This is a genomic window from Mesorhizobium sp. M0296 (assembly GCF_040321675.1).
In the GTDB taxonomy this organism is placed as follows: domain Bacteria; phylum Pseudomonadota; class Alphaproteobacteria; order Rhizobiales; family Rhizobiaceae; genus Mesorhizobium.
Genome location: NZ_JAMYRZ010000076.1, coordinates 1 through 15,662, shown reverse-complemented (window position 1 = coordinate 15,662; position 15,662 = coordinate 1). Strand labels below are relative to the sequence as shown.

12 protein-coding genes and 2 pseudogenes are annotated in these 15,662 nt (G+C 58.3%); 8 read left to right on the top strand and 6 right to left on the bottom strand.

The window, feature by feature from the left end; genetic code table 11:
* Positions 1 to 130 precede the first annotated feature (130 nt).
* From NKI97_RS34560 to NKI97_RS34545, 4 genes are all read right to left on the bottom strand, one after another.
* The gene (locus NKI97_RS34560; protein ID WP_352838530.1) at positions 131 to 1,333 is read right to left on the bottom strand and encodes a PAN domain-containing protein; all 1,203 of its coding nucleotides are present in this window, start codon (positions 1,331 to 1,333) and stop codon (positions 131 to 133) included.
* On the bottom strand, positions 1,317 to 2,903 hold the full coding sequence (locus tag NKI97_RS34555) for a hypothetical protein (RefSeq protein ID WP_352838529.1): 1,587 nt from the start codon (positions 2,901 to 2,903) through the stop codon (positions 1,317 to 1,319). The genes NKI97_RS34560 and NKI97_RS34555 overlap by 17 nt, the downstream gene beginning before the upstream one ends.
* A 236-nt stretch (positions 2,904 to 3,139) precedes the next feature.
* Positions 3,140 to 3,838 (bottom strand): thermonuclease family protein, encoded by a 699-nt coding sequence (locus NKI97_RS34550; RefSeq protein WP_352838528.1) that lies wholly within the window; start codon positions 3,836 to 3,838, stop codon positions 3,140 to 3,142.
* 123 nt (positions 3,839 to 3,961) lie between these two features.
* Positions 3,962 to 4,234 (bottom strand): hypothetical protein, encoded by a 273-nt coding sequence (locus NKI97_RS34545; RefSeq protein WP_352517225.1) that lies wholly within the window; start codon positions 4,232 to 4,234, stop codon positions 3,962 to 3,964.
* A gap of 921 nt (positions 4,235 to 5,155) precedes the next feature.
* Here NKI97_RS34545 and NKI97_RS34540 point away from each other — a divergent pair.
* Positions 5,156 to 5,434 (top strand): annotated as a pseudogene (locus tag NKI97_RS34540) (integrase core domain-containing protein); the annotation flags it as partial.
* Positions 5,435 to 5,558: 124 nt separating this feature from the next.
* On the opposite strand, the gene gmd reads toward NKI97_RS34540, so the two are convergent.
* Together gmd and NKI97_RS34530 are read right to left on the bottom strand one after the other, a co-directional pair.
* A complete protein-coding gene (gene gmd / locus NKI97_RS34535) occupies positions 5,559 to 6,629 on the bottom strand; it encodes a GDP-mannose 4,6-dehydratase (protein ID WP_352479096.1) in 1,071 nt (356 codons plus the stop codon).
* A gap of 131 nt (positions 6,630 to 6,760) precedes the next feature.
* Positions 6,761 to 7,077 (bottom strand): annotated as a pseudogene (locus tag NKI97_RS34530) (nodulation factor ABC transporter ATP-binding protein NodI); the annotation flags it as partial.
* A 1,091-nt stretch (positions 7,078 to 8,168) separates the two neighbouring features.
* Between NKI97_RS34530 and NKI97_RS34525 the strand changes: the two are divergent.
* The 7 genes from NKI97_RS34525 to NKI97_RS34495 all read left to right on the top strand — a co-directional run bounded on the left by NKI97_RS34525 (position 8,169) and on the right by NKI97_RS34495 (position 15,342).
* On the top strand, positions 8,169 to 8,324 hold the full coding sequence (locus NKI97_RS34525) for a hypothetical protein (RefSeq protein ID WP_352483792.1): 156 nt from the start codon (positions 8,169 to 8,171) through the stop codon (positions 8,322 to 8,324).
* 393 nt (positions 8,325 to 8,717) lie between these two features.
* Positions 8,718 to 9,707: a nodulation protein NodZ gene (locus NKI97_RS34520; RefSeq protein ID WP_352838527.1), complete on the top strand. Its 990-nt coding sequence runs from the start codon at positions 8,718 to 8,720 to the stop codon at positions 9,705 to 9,707.
* Between the two features lie 110 nt (positions 9,708 to 9,817).
* Positions 9,818 to 10,021, top strand: a complete 204-nt coding sequence (locus tag NKI97_RS34515; RefSeq protein WP_352838526.1) for a hypothetical protein — start codon at positions 9,818 to 9,820, stop codon at positions 10,019 to 10,021.
* A gap of 55 nt (positions 10,022 to 10,076) precedes the next feature.
* On the top strand, positions 10,077 to 11,492 hold the full coding sequence (locus tag NKI97_RS34510; protein ID WP_352479100.1) for a mannose-1-phosphate guanylyltransferase/mannose-6-phosphate isomerase: 1,416 nt from the start codon (positions 10,077 to 10,079) through the stop codon (positions 11,490 to 11,492).
* A 648-nt stretch (positions 11,493 to 12,140) separates the two neighbouring features.
* Complete coding sequence (locus NKI97_RS34505) at positions 12,141 to 12,332, top strand: hypothetical protein (protein ID WP_352517228.1); 192 nt, start codon at positions 12,141 to 12,143, stop codon at positions 12,330 to 12,332.
* 346 nt (positions 12,333 to 12,678) lie between these two features.
* Complete coding sequence (locus tag NKI97_RS34500; RefSeq protein WP_352838525.1) at positions 12,679 to 13,137, top strand: (2Fe-2S)-binding protein; 459 nt, start codon at positions 12,679 to 12,681, stop codon at positions 13,135 to 13,137.
* Between the two features lie 3 nt (positions 13,138 to 13,140).
* Positions 13,141 to 15,342, top strand: coding sequence for a xanthine dehydrogenase family protein molybdopterin-binding subunit (locus NKI97_RS34495; protein WP_352838524.1), 2,202 nt, complete (start codon positions 13,141 to 13,143; stop codon positions 15,340 to 15,342).
* Positions 15,343 to 15,662 lie beyond the last annotated feature (320 nt).

Below are 15,662 nucleotides of genomic sequence, written 5' to 3'. Positions count from 1 at the left end.
TGGACACCCCTCCGCGACAGTCTGAGCGGCGAAACTGGGGAATTTTACTTCGGCACTTTTGGGGAAAATTCGAGCGGCATTGACAGCTTGGCTTCAATCGCTCCTTGAGGATAGGTGCTTTGCTTCAACTTTAGTTGGCGACGCTCTTGATGCCAGATGCGACCGCTGCGTTATCAGCGGATTGGGTTATGCTGTTGAAAAGGACACACGCACTTTCTTTTTTGCGGAAATTGAACCCTAAGCAGGATTTGTCGTTTGCACATTGCAGTATGCAGTCGGGATATCGGAGCGGAGAGGTCCAATAGGCATTGCCAGAAATTTCCGTTTTTATGGCGAACACCAAATTCGAGTAGCGCAAATTGCTCTCGACCACTTTCTTTGCGGCCATGATCGACTCTTCGCTTTTGACCAGAAGCGATGCGTCCCCTTTCATGAAACAAGCTCGAAATTTCGTGTTATAAGTAACCGCTAGACACCTGAAGTCGGTATCACAGGCGGTTTGACACTGCTCAGAACTCACGTTCCTAATTGGCATATCCGGCAGGTCGTTTCCGATCGCGTCCCACCCAGACACGACAACAAATCCACTATCTGGGTCGACCTCTGTCGCAGGAGTTTCTGCGGGGACAGTTGCGGCCTGCTCTCGTGACGGGTCAGGAATGATGTCTGAAGACGCAAATGTGCGACCATCCAGCCACGCGCATCTTGTTGCAAGATCGACGGCGGATGAATCATTAAGGCCGACCAACTGAAGCGTCTGCGCAGCAGCACCAGGCCCGGCTGGTGGCGCTGTCGGGGCAGAACGAGCTGCCAATGATACATTTACGTCTACGCCGTTCACACTCCGCCGAGAGTAACACCACGCTCGGTCCCAGGTTTCGTCGTTCTCATCCTTGAAGTGGTGACCTGTGATTAACTCCCAAGTGGTGCCTTGGAACTCGACCTTCTTGGTGGCGAACTTGTTGAAGTCGACGGTCACCACGTCAGGCCTGGTAGGGACGTCAGCCTGGGGCGCCTCCTCCTGAGCTGGCTTTGGAGTTGGAACAGGAATAGGCGGCTCGTCTTTTGGGGAGGTGAGATCGCTTGGTTGCTCTATGGTCGGCAAAGCCGCCGGCTCCGGCAAGGTTTTGTCCCATAGACCAAGATTGATGCCTAGGCCAATCCCGACCGCCGCCACTGCAATGGCTCCGCCAGTCGCCATTCGGCGAAAGGCGGTCGCTCGGGCTGTCTTCTCTTGGGCCGCGGCTTGAGCCTGCAAGGTTGGAATCGCTGACCTTTTGACGGCGAGATCGACGGCTTGCTCAAGCAGGGTGGTGTTATGCCGGACGAGCACTTTTGCGACCCTTCATTGATACCGTTACGAGGTCTGAGACCTCAGGCGGCAAATCCTGGTCGAGGGCCTTGCGAAGGACTTCGGGATCATCGGTGAAGAGCGGAACATAGAGGATCTCTTTGACCACCTTTTCCACAGGCACCTCAACCCGCTTCTCAACCTCTTTCTCGACCATAACTTCGACTGGTACCTTAATCGTTCGAATTCGGCGCCAACGCCAACTCAGAAGCATTCTGCGGAGCAGCCTGGAAGTCTTGCTCTCGGAATTGTCCTCTTCTCGGGCGGCAATGCGCTGGAGCGCTAGAGCGACCATTGCCGTAATTGGTCCCGCGAGCGCGGCGATGAGCGCGAGCGAGCCGAACCAAATCACAGAGATTATTCCGGCCTGTGCCTCAGTCACCAGTTCAGGTTTGCTGCCGTACCACCGTGAGGCAATACGGCGGACCTGATCTGTCCGCGCCATTGGGATCCGCTCCTTGGCAAAGGCGCTGAGGGCTTTGGCAATATGGTCCTGTCTGACCTGGTTTTGCGCCGAGGTGTTTGCCTTGTTGGCTTCTGCCGCCTGGGCATCTGCGAGCCGTTTGCCCGCTTCATCCAGTCGACGCTGCCAAGCCGCGGCATCACTATCGCGCGTTTGCTCCAGAGACGAACGCCTATCGACAAGCTTCTGCCTCTGGTCAGCAGTCATAGGAGGGCTATTTGCTCGCAAACGATCGAAATTTTCGCGCAGCGCAGCAATCTCTTGATCGAGCGGCTCAATCCGAGTGTCGAACTTGGTGATGATTTTCGTGCGGGGGTTGGCAAGTTTAGCCACTTCCGATTCTAGCCTGCGTGCCGAGTCGCTGTCGCCTGAATCGCGCGCCATCTTGATACGTTCAACAAAGCTGTCGCGTTGGCGCTCAAACTGATCGACAGCGTCTTTAACTTCGCGATCACGCTGTTGAATCAGCGCCGATCGAACCGCGTTTTTCTCATCCACTTGATCGCGAACACGCGAGGCCTCTGGAGTAAGGGCTGTCGTTCCCTCCAATTCCGCATTGGCCTCGGTAATTTGCGACTGAAAGGTCGCACGCGATTTTTCCGCAAGAGAAGTCAGCTGCTCAATTTCGGAACGGGCTTGATCGACCTGATCGGCTCTTCGACCAAGTTCGTCAGCAGAGGCGAGCTTTGTCGCTTCCTGCTCAAGGGCATCAATCTTGTTTACGAGCTCCTCATAACGCAGCTGACGCAATGCGCCTGCCCTCTCCATCCCCATAAAGACAGTTTCGAAAGTGATGCCTGCAAGAACCAGGAGGAAGACCAAGATTATGGGCTTCCAGAGCCAAGACGCGCTGAAAAGCAGTGTAGCTATCGGTATCTTGGTGAGCTCCGCGATTGCCACCATGAGAAAGGGTGCACTGGCGAGCGTCAAATCCATTGCAGTGACAGACTCGCTTGCAGAAAACGCTTGTACGCCTAATGCTACACCTGTCGTAAGACCAATCGCTGCGGCCGCAATCTCTAGGGCCCAGGCACCACGGTAGGTCCACTGGCCATAGCTTGCCAGCTTTTGACTCATCACAGTCTGCATTTTACTCGCCCCCCTGACAGGGCGACATCACGCCTTGATCGCCTGGCAGCATACACTTAACGGTTTTGAAAGTCTTAGTTAAGGCGTCTTCTCTCTATTGTCGCAATAACTTTTTCTGCCCTTCAGATATAGAATACCTCGTCAAAAAATGGGGTTAGCAGACCGCGCCGCCCATGCATGGTCTTCGTTAGATCGGTGTAAGCGGAAAGCCGAACAGGCCGTAGCGCGCATTTCAGCTAGCAGAGTGTTTCGCATGGGATCCCATCCTTGTCGCGATCGAGTTTTCCGCCCCATGAGCAGTTTTGCAGGTACCAGTTGGCTTCGTCGCAGGAACCGATCTGCTTGCACGTTCTCCGCGGCTCGCAAGAATAGCCGCTCTGCGCGACCAGCTTACGGCTGATGATGCCCAGTGGGCGGCTCGACGGCGCCGCGCCGTCGGCGTGCGCAGCGCGCCATTCCCAGGGTGCCTGAAACGTCCCGGCCCACAGGCCGATCTTTGAGGCTTGGGCTTGCGCCTGCTGCCCCGCATAGGCGCCCTGGCTGTAGTGAGGCCAATCCAGCGCCTGGCCGTGCTGGACCATCCAGGCGGCCACGCCCGCGCCGTCGGCGCGCCGACAATCGCCGACAAAGCGGTGGTAGCGATCCCACGTCACGAATGTGCATTCGAGCGGCCTCGACGCGGCCAGGAAAGTGTCCAGCGCTTCGGCCGATCGCCGGCCGCAAGGATACTCGGCGCCATTCGCATCGCGGCACAGCTGTCGGCTCTCTGGCGCGTCGATGCCGTTGAAGCGGACGCGCTGGCCGTGGATTTCGATCGTATCGCCGTCAATGACGGATGCGACACCGGTAAGCAAGGCGGGCGCCGCCCTTCGTGGGCTGGCCTTTGATGCATCGTCGCTGCGTTGCGCGCTCGACGGCGCCAGGAAGGCGGCCACTGCCGCCGCTGCCGTAAGACCGAGCATTGCCGGCACGCTCGCAAGTTGGCGCCGCCACAGCTTGGCACCGGTGGGTCTCTGCCACCGATTGGATCGATATTTGCGGTATGGCCTGCTCATCCGCTACGCCGACCAGCCCGGCCATGCGCTGTCGACCATGGGCAGGCCGGCGCAATAGTAATCGTCAACGAACCGCCCGGTGGACCGGTCGCGGCAGCGCCAGATAACGCTGTAGTTCTGGCCATAGAATTGGTCCCACGCGACGCCATAGATTTGTGGTGGCGGTGGCCGGTAATATGTTCCGCCTCCATAGCCGTTGTTGGCAGCGACACCCACAGCTGCGCCGCCGACAGCCGCGACCGCTATTCCTGTCGCGACAGCATTGTCGGTTTTCACAAGCCTGGTGCACTTCTCTGCTGTTGCGCGCCTGCGCACTAGAAGGGCCGCTACCCGACTACGATACTGTTCGTCCGTGCTGCTGGCGAGAACGTGACATAGCGCAACGGTATTCATTGCCGTGAGATCGCTGTCCGACACGACAGTGCTCGTAGAGCAGCCGCTGACGCACAGGGCTGCACTTGCGATGAGTGCTCCAATTTTCATGTGAATTCCCCAAACAAATATTGGGGCGAGTCCGACCTAGAAGTCCAGAGTTTTGTTTTTCACATTGCTACGATTCACAGCATGCTGCGGCTAGCTGGCATCCACTGCAACCAACTCTTCCGCCGGTCGTTGACTGATGCTGGGTTGATCTCAGCCACTCCAGAACTTGCCCGCTGGCTCAAAACCGGCGGGCTTTTTTTCCGCGACGCCGGAAGGCTCTATCTCGCCGCATGTTGTGGTACATCGGCACGCCGTCATCGGGCCGTGCCGTTGACCAAGGTGGTCCTCCGCCATGGTCGGCCGGCGCAGCCTTGACCGTCCGCGCGGGCCATCCCAATCAAGCCCGCTGGCTTCGGTCGGCGGCTTTTTATTTGATCCCCGGCGCCGTCGGCTTGGATCTAGATCCTCGCCAGTGCCGGATTTGAAGGTAAGCTGCGGCGGTATGATCGCACTTCGCGCGGGACGGACCATTGGTGTGCAGCAAGAGCGCCGAGTTCATTCGGCCAAGATTCTGCACTAGGCCGAGGTAGGTGAAGGCAGATAGCTATCCGGTAATCGCTGAGATATTGGAGATAATGTTCCGCCATGGAGGTGTGTACCAGTATTATAAGTTTCCAAACTTCATGTACGAACGCCGTGGACGAGCTGCTGTGTGCGCTTGCCGTAAATCGCTTCCGCGAGTTCACAGTCGGAGGTTGGCTAGGACCCTAACGCGAGAGCTTCAACGGCCCCCTTCGCGATGAACTCCTCAACGAGACGCGGTTCACGTCCCTGGCCCAGGCCCGCGCGAGGCTCAATGTATGGCGCGCCGATTACAACGGCGCGCGTCCGCACTCGCACATCGGATGGCAGACACCCAACGAATGTGCATCGACCTTCAACCCGCGACGGTCGCTCGCGCTGCGCAACGTGAAACGCTCCGCGCCAGCACCCGTCGCGTCCACTGGCCATCAGGGCAAATCCACCCGCGGAAACGAACTCAAGACTGGATAAAATTTGGGGGAAACGTCAGGGCGGCCATAACTTTGCAGTCTTCAGACGCGAGGCGGCCTACAACAGCGCTGCCCACCATGCTTGTGGCCCGCGACCCACACGGCTTTTCCCTTCAGATCGTACATTATGCTTCCTTCATGATTACCGATGTCTGCATGACCTTGAGGTCTTCCCGCACCATTTCCGCGGCGAGCTCGCGCACGGATGTCTCATGCACCCAGCCGAGCTTCTCCTTCGCCTTGGTGGCATCGCCCAGGAGAAGATCGACTTCCGTGGGGCGGAAGTAGCGTGGGTCTACCTGGACTAGGCATCTGCCGGTCTCGACATCATAGCCCTTTTCGTCGACTCCCTCACCACGCCATTCGAGCTCGACGCCGACATCTTTGAAAACCCATTCGACGAATTGGCGGACAGGGGTCGTCTTGCCCGTCGCCAGCACGTAATCATCCGGTTGATCCTGCTGCATCATCATCCACATACCACGCACGTACTCACGCGCATGGCCCCAATCGCGTTGAGCATCGAGATTGCCGAGATAAAGCTTGTCCTGCTTGCCGAGGTAGATAGCAGCGGCGGCGCGGGTGATCTTGCGCGTCACAAAAGTTTCGCCGCGCAGTGGGCTTTCATGATTGAAGAGAATGCCGTTGGAAGCATGAATACCATAGGCCTCGCGATAGTTGACCACGATCCAGTAGGCGTAGAGCTTGGCGGCGGCGTAAGGGCTGCGCGGATAAAAGGGCGTTGTTTCGTTCTGCGGTACGGATTGCACGAGGCCGTAGAGCTCTGAAGTCGAGGCCTGATAGAAGCGGGTCTTGTCCTTCAGACCGAGAAGGCGGATCGCCTCAAGAAGTCGCAATGTTCCGATACCGTCGGCGTTTGCTGTGTATTCCGGCGTTTCGAACGACACCTGGACATGGCTCTGAGCGGCCAAGTTGTAAATCTCGTCTGGCTGGGATTCCTGAACTACTCGGATGAGATTAGTCGCATCAGTGAGGTCACCGTAATGCAAAATTAGGCGCGGATCGGGATCGTGCGGGTCTTGGTAGATGTCTTCGATGCGACCCGTGTTGAAGGAAGAGGAACGTCGCTTAATCCCATGAACGACGTAGCCTTTTTCCAGCAGAAGACGCGTGAGATAGGCACCATCCTGTCCCGTTATGCCCGTAACCAGAGCAACTTTCCTGTTCTCGCCCATTTTCTTCCTGCTCTATGGTAGTTGAAGTTTCGAATCTGGCTCGCCACACCGGCGGCCCGCCTCATACCCTATGGTAGGATTTCGACAGATGCGGCGCGGAGCTCGTCATTGACAGTGTCAGCCAGCGAGCACACCTGCTCCTGCTTCGAGGCATAGCAAAACAGAGTCTCGCCGCTAACCTGCCTAAGTCGCACATGCGGCCTGAGTGCCGAACTCAGCTCACGGGGTGAGCGACATAGATTTCAATCACGTCGCACCCGATTTGCTCATCAATCAGCGAGTTAGGACGCCCTTCTGGGATTCTACATCCGTTCTCAAGCACGCACAGTCGGTTGCCCAGCCGCTCCGCTTCTTCCACGAAGTGGGTGGCCAGTGGAATCGTATTGCCCTGCGCCAACAGGGCACGTAGCAGTTCCCAGATAAAATGGCGAGCATGTGGGTCCAACCCACACTAGAACTCCACCATCCCTCTTTTGCGCTGACCAAGTAATCTTTGCCTGCTTCAGCGTCTTCTAATGGAAATTGTTTTGATCAGTGAAATCGATTGTTTGGATGAGGTGCATCCATAAAATGGATTGTTTGACAGGGCAGCGCGGCACCATCGGCGGCACAAAGTCGTGGGCGCGAGGTTTCGCTCCGCGCGAAGACAAAGTTCGTGGCAGTCGGGGGCTTGGGCGAACCGCACATCTGAGACGGCGGCGAAAAGCCGGGTAGGGCATTACGTATTGACCCCCAAGGAATTTCGGGCGCGCTAGCCCGAAAACGGTGGCTGGGCTTCAACGATGGGCGGGACGAGGCGACCATCAAACTGTGATTCATACTGTAGGCGATCGCAGTGCGGCGAATTTGAACGGCCGCCTTTGCCAGCCCTCGCCATCGCATCCGGCTACAGGTGCCGAAGATCTTCTCGATCCGAGTACAAATTTCTGTGGATCGGTTGGTTCCAGGCGTCGAGCTTTCGGCCTCGTCGCGCCCCCACATAGCGGTTGCGACGATGCGCGGCCTTCCACCCTTGGCGCGCACCGCGTCGCCGAGATGATTGCCTCGGTAGGCGCTGTCGGCAAACACTTTGCCGGGATTGTCGGGCAGAGCATCAGAAACGGCGTTGCCGTCCTCGGTGTGGGCGCCGTGACGGCGATCTCCTCGACAAGGGCCGTATCGGCGTAGGCACCGAAATGGGCTTTGAAGCAATGAAACGCTGGTCGGCGCTTGTACTTGACCCAATGGCCCTCTTCACCATCTTCGCTGGCCGAGGCGATGATCGCCGCATCGACAGGCGTGCCGATCTTCACCTGGATCGCTGAACTGGCGGGTGATCTCGGCGAACAACAGGGTCATGAACCTCAAGGGCCTGTCGAAAACGGACGAGAGCGGGTTCGCACAGGTGTCCGCTCTGACACCGAGAACCCGCAGAACCGTCGGAACGATCCTCCACATGGCTGCAGACGCCAAAATTCCTCTCCCGGCCATCGTCGCACAGCATCGCGTGCCAGTCGCTCAGTCCAGCCGGCTCGAAAGCTATCCGGCAGGAGTTGCGCCATGTTGGCGCACTTGAAAGCGTCAGAGGGCGCCGTGTCGCATCTTTCGATGGGACCGGACGCCATGATGGCCATAAATGACGTGGATGGCCTGCGCCTGACATTCGACGGCTGGCGGGTCCTGCACATCCGTCCTTCAGGAAACGCCCGCAAATGACATGTTACGTTGAGGCAGTTAAGAATTGGACTTGAAAAAGGGACTTTGTGGACTGCCTCGACCGGCTGTTTCGCTTAGCAAAGCGCGGCCCCACGTCAGCAGAGGCTCATGGTCAAGGAACGCCTTAGTATCCATCACATGGATGGGCCACATTCACGCAATCAATTTTACACATGTCGCCGGGCGCATTAGAGAACGCTGAATTTAAACCGGAAGCGAGTGTACCCGGCGTCAAGATTTGCGAGCGTCACAGAGATAAGGATAGGCAGTGCTGAGGAGCTCTTCTGCCCCACGCGCAGCCTCTACCAAATCGCCCGGCGTAACGGTCGACTAGTATCGATTAAGAGATCCCAAGTCAGATGCAACCTCGTCTCTGAAACGAGATTTCCGAAAATGCAGGTCAGTGGATTGGTAAAGCGCAGGTTCGTCGTCTCTCAGAGGCGTACGGGGTTCGGTGATTGTCTGTGGTCGCTGGCGGCCGCTTGGCGCTACGCTCAGCGGTCGGGACGAACGCTAGCCGTCGACTGGCGCGGGTCCTGCTATCTCGACCAACCCTTCACAAATGCCTTTCCGGTGTTCTTCCAACCGATCAATGACATCGCTGGCGTACCGGCTATTTGCGACGACCGGATCAACGACTTTTCCTTCCCGGGTCCATTCTTCCCGGAGTGGTGGAATAGGCCAGCGATCGACTGCCTTTACCGCCCAGATGAGCAGATTTTCCAAGAGCGCGACGAGTTGGGCGAGCTCTTTCAGGCCGAACACGATGTCGAAGCGAACACAGTAGTGTGTGACGCTTGCTTGATGTGGCGCTGCGATGAGGATGCCGAGCGGCAGGTCTTCCAGAGTGTCAAGCCTCGGTCTGAAATTCAAACACGCATAGATGCCATTTACCAAGAATGTTTTGAGGGGCACAGCATCATCGGGGTTCATGTTCGACATGGTAACGGTGAAGACATCATGGACCATGCGCCCTACTGGGCCGATCCGGAGTTCGCCGTTCGACAAGTGTGCACTGCGGTTGATAAGGCTAAAGCGTTGCCGCACCCCAAGCCTGTGCGGCTGTTCTTGTGCACGGACAGCGCGCAAATCCTGGATCATCTGTCGGCCAAGTTTCCCGATCTTCTCACCGTCCCCAAGCATTTCCGATCCGATCAAGACGGCCCCTTACACACTGCAGCACTTGGGATGGACGGCGCAATTTCCGCCCTCGTTGAGATGTATCTTCTCGGGCGCTGCGATACTGTAGTTCGGTTTCCTCCGACGAGCGCCTTTACACGATATGCACGCCTTTTCGCACCGCGGGTAATTGAGTTCGATCTGAAGGACCCAAGTCGTTTGATTTTGATAGAAGGCAGCCAAAGAGTCTCTCATCTTGATTAAGACCGCTACCTGGGCAATTCGGCAAATGGAACGAACAGGCATAGAGACATCGACCGCAATCCACGAGAGGCGGGCCATGGCATACGCTAAATGTCCCGCAGCTGCTCAGCTTGATCCGCAGGCTTGAGGATCCGGACACACTGCAGCAGTTCTTGGCTCCATTCGGGACTGTTGCCGACGTCGATAAAACCAACGGCCTTAGGGCACGAATACAGAATGACGAGATCATTCATCTGCGGCCGTCCGGCAACGCGCCAGAACTTCGCTGTTACTCGGAGCGCCGCAAGACCATCCTAGAGCGACGGCGGTCGTGACGCTGACGCTAAGGGCGCGGGCAATGACGTCCAGAGACGAAATCGAGGTTGTTTAATGAAAGTGGTTCCCGTCATCATCAGCGGTGGAGCCGGATCGCGGCTATGGCCCGCTTCGAGGCAATCGCACCCCAAACCTTTCCTTAAAGTAGCAGATGGACATTCTCTCATTCAGCACACTGTGCTGCGCGTCGGTTCGATAAAGGGCGTAGTGGAACTCGTCGCCGTGACATCTGGGGAACACCTCTTCCTTACCAAGGACGAGTTCGACGAACTAGATTCCGTGGTCCTGCCACGCACCTTTTTGCTCGAGCCTGAAGGCCGGGATACGGCCGCAGCCGTTGCGGCAGCCGCCATCCATGCCAAGGCAACGCAAGGCCCTGACGCGATTCTATGCGTCTTCCCAGCCGATCACATGGTTGGCAACCTGCCTGCATTTTTAGACGTCATGTGCCGGGCCATCGAACATGCGAAGCTCGGGCGGATCGCCACATTGGGCATCACCCCAACCAGACCGGACACGGCATTCGGCTATATCGAAGCGGATGGTGAGAAAGTCGTCCGTTTCGTTGAAAAACCGGATCTGGACACAGCCAAAGCCTATGTCGCGTCCAAGCGCTTCTTCTGGAACGCCGGCATTTTCTGCTTTAGCGCACAAACCATGCTCGACGAGATGGCATCGCATTGCCCCGCGGTGATCCAGGCCGCCTCCGACAGCTACGAGAACGGGCGCTTCAGTCAAGGCGAAGGCTTTGCCAAAATCGAACTCGCGCCTGAGCATTTCGGCTCCGCCCCGCGAATCTCGCTCGACCACGCTGTCATGGAGAAGACGAACAAACTTGCCGTGGTTGCCTGCGACATGGATTGGAACGACATCGGATCCTGGAACGCAATGGCCGATTTGATCGCCCCCGACGAAAGCGGGAACAGGATACGCGGCGATGTGCATATGGTCGACACGACCGGCAGCTATGTGAGCTCCGACAAGCGCGTCATCGGCACGGTCGGTGTCAGCGATCTGGTGATCGTCGATTCCCCGGACGCTTTGCTTGTCGCATCCCGCGACCGCGTTCAGGACGTCAAGAAGCTGTTCGAGGGCCTCAAGGCTTCAGGACATGAAGCTCACCTGGTCCATAGCACGGTACACCGGCCGTGGGGTACCTACACGGTTCTTGAGGAAGGCGAGCGCTTCAAGATCAAACGCATCGAGGTGAAGCCCGGTCGGCGGCTGAGCCTGCAGATGCACTATCATCGTTCGGAGCACTGGGTCGTGGTCAGCGGCTCCGCGAAAATCGTCAATGGCGAGCAGGAGTTGTTCCTGGCGACAAACCAATCAGCCTACATCCCCTGCGGCCATAAGCATCGGCTGGAGAACCCAGGCAGAATTGACCTGGTGATCATTGAAGTGCAGAGCGGCGATTATCTCGGCGAGGATGATATCGTTCGCTTCGACGACGTATATGGTCGAACGTAGATTTCACCCGCATGACGAGAACGGTCAACGTGTCGCTGACTAATTACCACTAGGAAGGCCGTCTGCCCACTCAGGACCGGATGCTTGTGGAATCGGGAATTGACCAAGGCAGCGGCGAATGACCGCAATCGGCATCAGGGTGGGACAAATCAACCGGAAAAGACCGGAGAGCATAGTAACGCAACACAGTCCCACTGTCGAATAGCCTTTGATATTTCTGACTTTCCAAGCACCCTCAGGGCCCACCAAAATTATATCAATGGCTTATGGCCGACTTCGCTCTGAAGTGGGCCAAATCGACCTCGCTATCCCCGCAGCACTCAGTTCGATTGTTTTCTCATGAAAACGAGCAAGGACCGGGGGAGGGCGATCTTGTGCTGGCTTCTATGTCCAATCTTGCTCCTGTTCGTCGTCAGGTTGTGTGCAGCCACATAGCGCGGCTATCGCGAGGCTGGAAGGCCTCCGATCGATAGGTGCGGCGAACGGCGGCAACGAGGTGCGAATAGGATGGCTGAGCGTATGATCGAGAATACCGCAGTTGCGGTCTAGCGCGAAATGCAGCGTCTGTGACTCATCGGTCATTGCAGCGGGAAATCATGACCCTAAGCCGCCCTTCATCAGCCCACCAGCGCCCAGAAGAAGGCGAAGATCCGTCACAATGCCTACCTGTACCAAGGCTTCAAGCAGTTCACCGCGAATGTGAAGACCGCCAGCCATTGCTTCTTCATTTTCGGCCATTCGCTCGCTACGAATGACGACCACATCCTTAACCGCATAGCGCGTGGCAAGTTTCTGGCATCTATGGTGAACCAGCATCCGCGGATAACCAGCGGATCATGAACCACGCGAACGAGCTAGCGGTGCAGCGCAACGAAAAACGGCCGCTTGATGTCGTCTTTTATGATGCTGCTACAGTTCATATCTGGGGTTTAGGCTTAGAAGCGGAATGACTGCCAACCAGGTCATCGAGCCGGAAACTGACCGGCCGGTCGGCCCAAAATGACATTCAGTTGCCTCCAGCCTTTCGACACGAGCCACTTCACGATCTCGCGATTGCCAGCTAGCGGCTTGTTGCTCGAGCTGCGCGATCCTAGTCTGTGGTCGCTATGCCTCAGCAAGAAGAGTCCGGTTCCTAGCCGGGCGGAGGCGCAACGAGATAGCCAGCTCAGGACAAGGAGAGCAAGCCATGGTCGCTTTTACCCTCAATGGCGAGGCGCGAACACTCGACGTCGATCCAGAGATGCCGCTGCTCTGGGCGATCCGTGACGGCATCGGACTCACAGGAACGAAATTCGGTTGCGGCCTTGCCCAGTGCGGCGCTTGCACGGTTCACGTTAACGGCATGCCGACGCGCTCGTGCCAGACCGCAGTCGGCGCCATCGAAGGAGCCTCGATCACCACCATTGAGGGCGTGTCGGGCAAGATCGGCGAAACGGTCCAGGCCGTGTGGGCCGAGTTCGACGTACCTCAATGCGGCTATTGCCAGTCTGGCCAGATCATGTCGGCCGTGGCCCTCCTGACAGAGACGCCGAAGCCGACGGACGATGATATTGATTCGGCGATGAGCGGCAATCTCTGCCGCTGCGCCACCTATCATCGCATCCGCGCGGCCATCCACGAGACCGCCAACCGGCTGGAGACTTGAGGCATGTTGCAGTTTCTCCCGAAGCATAATGCCGTGGGGCCCACGCGCCGCCAGTTCCTCCTCGGCACGGCCGTCACCACCGCGGGCCTCGCCGTGGGCTACCGGCTAATGATGGCCGCGCCCGCCAACGCACAAACGACGCCTGCAGCGGTCCAGGCGAACCCCTTCCAAACCTATGTCGAGATCACACCGGAGAACCGAATCGTCATCCACTCGTCGCAGTTCGAGATGGGACAAGGCTCCTATTTCGGCATCGCCACCCTGGTTATGGAAGAGCTCGACGGCGCCTGGGCGCAGGTCCACGTGGTCGGCGGATATGGCAATACGGCGCTCTACGGCAATCTCGCCTGGGGCGGGGCCGCGCAGGGAACCGGTGGCTCCACGTCGATGAGCTCGTCGTGGGAGCGCTACCGCAAGGCGGGTGCTGCCGCACGGGCCATGCTGGTGGCGGCCGCGGCGCAGCAGTGGGACGTGCCAGCCGGCGAGATCACAGTGGCTTCCGGGGTCGTGTCGCACGCCTCAGGGATGCAGGCGCGCTTCGGTGACCTGGCTGAAGCCGCAGCGGGAATGCCGGTTCCCGACGACGTGCCGCTAAAGCCGCGCGACAAGTGGGCCCAGATCGGATCGGACAGCCTCAAGCGCTACGATTCCGCCGGCAAGACCAATGGCGCGCAGACCTACACGATCGACCTCAAGATGGATGGACTCAATACGGCCGTTATGATCCATCCGCCGAAGTTCGGCGCTGAGATCGAGAGCTTCGACGCCTCCAAGGCCAAGGCACTCGACGGCATTGTCGATGTCGTCCAGACGCCGCGCGGCATTGCCGTGGTCGGCAGGGACATGTGGACGGCGCTCAAGGGCCGCGATCTCGTGGAGGTGACCTGGAACGAAGAGAAGGCCGAAAGGCGCGGCACGGCCGAGATCATGGCCGAATACACTAAGGCAGCAGACGATCCGGGCGCGGCCACCGCGCGCGACGACGGTAACACTCCCGCAGCGTTGGCCAGTGCTGAGAAAGTCATCCAAGGGCACTACGAATTCCCCTATCTTGTCCATGCTTCGATCGAGCCACTCAACGCGGCCGCCCGAATCAACGAAGACGGCACCATCGACGTCTGGGGCGGACACCAGATGCCCGACCTTTATCAGGCGGCTGCCGCTCAAGTAGGCGGCACCACGCCGGACAAGGTGAGGCTGCACGTGATGAAGACCGGCGGCAGCTTCGGCCGCCGAGCGGTCTCGGACGCAGATCTCATTATCGAAGCTGTTTCCACAGCGCGTGCACTGGGACCCGGCAAGCCAGTGAAGGTGCAGTGGACCCGCGAGAACGACATGCGGGGTGGGCGGTACCGGCCGGCCTATGTGCACGCAGTCAAGGCGGGGCTCGACAAGGAAGGCAATGTCGTCGCTCTCCATGACCACATCGTGGGCCAATCGATCGCGGGCGGTTCGCCCTTTGCGGCGATGATCGAGAACGGCATCGATCCGACCTCCGTGGAGGGCGCCACCAACCTGCCCTATGCGATCCCGAACCTGAAGGTCGAGCTGACCACCACGGACGTGAACATCCCAGTGCTGTGGTGGCGTTCGGTAGGCTCCACCCACACCGCTTACGCAATGGAAACCCTGATTGATGAGCTCGCCGCCGCTGCGAACCGTGATCCGGTCGACTTCCGCTTGTCGATGCTCGGTCACCATTCACGGCATGCCGGCGTGCTGAAATTGGCTGCTGAGAAGGCAGGCTGGGACAAGCCTCTGCCGGAAGGCCATTTCCGCGGCGTGGCCCTGCATGAAAGCCTCTCGACCTATGTCGCCGAGGTGGTGGAGATCACCTTCAACGATGGAAATGATTTCAAAGTCGACCGCGTCGTCTGCGCGGTAGATTGCGGCACCGCGATAAATCCTGACCAGATCCGCGCTCAGATGGAGGGCGGTATCGGCTTCGGGCTAGGCGCGATCCTCCAGGAGGAGCTGACCCTGACGGGCGGTGTCGTAGACCAAGAGAACTACGACACCTATATGCCGCTCAGGATCGAGCAGATGCCGCGCGTCGAGGTGCACATTGTGCCGTCCGACGAGCCGCCCACGGGCGTTGGCGAGCCGGGTGTGCCGCCGATCGGCCCGGCCGTCGCCAACGCGCTACGGGCGGCGACGGGCAAGACGATCCGCAAGCTGCCGATCATAAAGAACTTGTCAGCATAGCCGGGAATGACACCATGAAAACGGCCGGATGAAGATCGCGGTCGTAGGTCGTTTTTGAACGCCTCCTGACAGGCGATCACCTCCATTCGATCAATTTCCGGCGGCTGCCCGGTCCAATATCCGGTTTAGAGACGGTAACCCGTGTTCTGAACGACCGCAGACGGTCGTTGGTGCTGGTAGCACTAAAGAACCGCTTTCGAGACGCAAACGCCGCACGCAAATGTCTCGAAAGGGTCGATAGTGTTGAAAAAGTCCGGGTTGCAGCAGTCCTGAAGCACTGATTCAATCTTCGTCGTAAGAGGAGATTGAGTCGATGATGG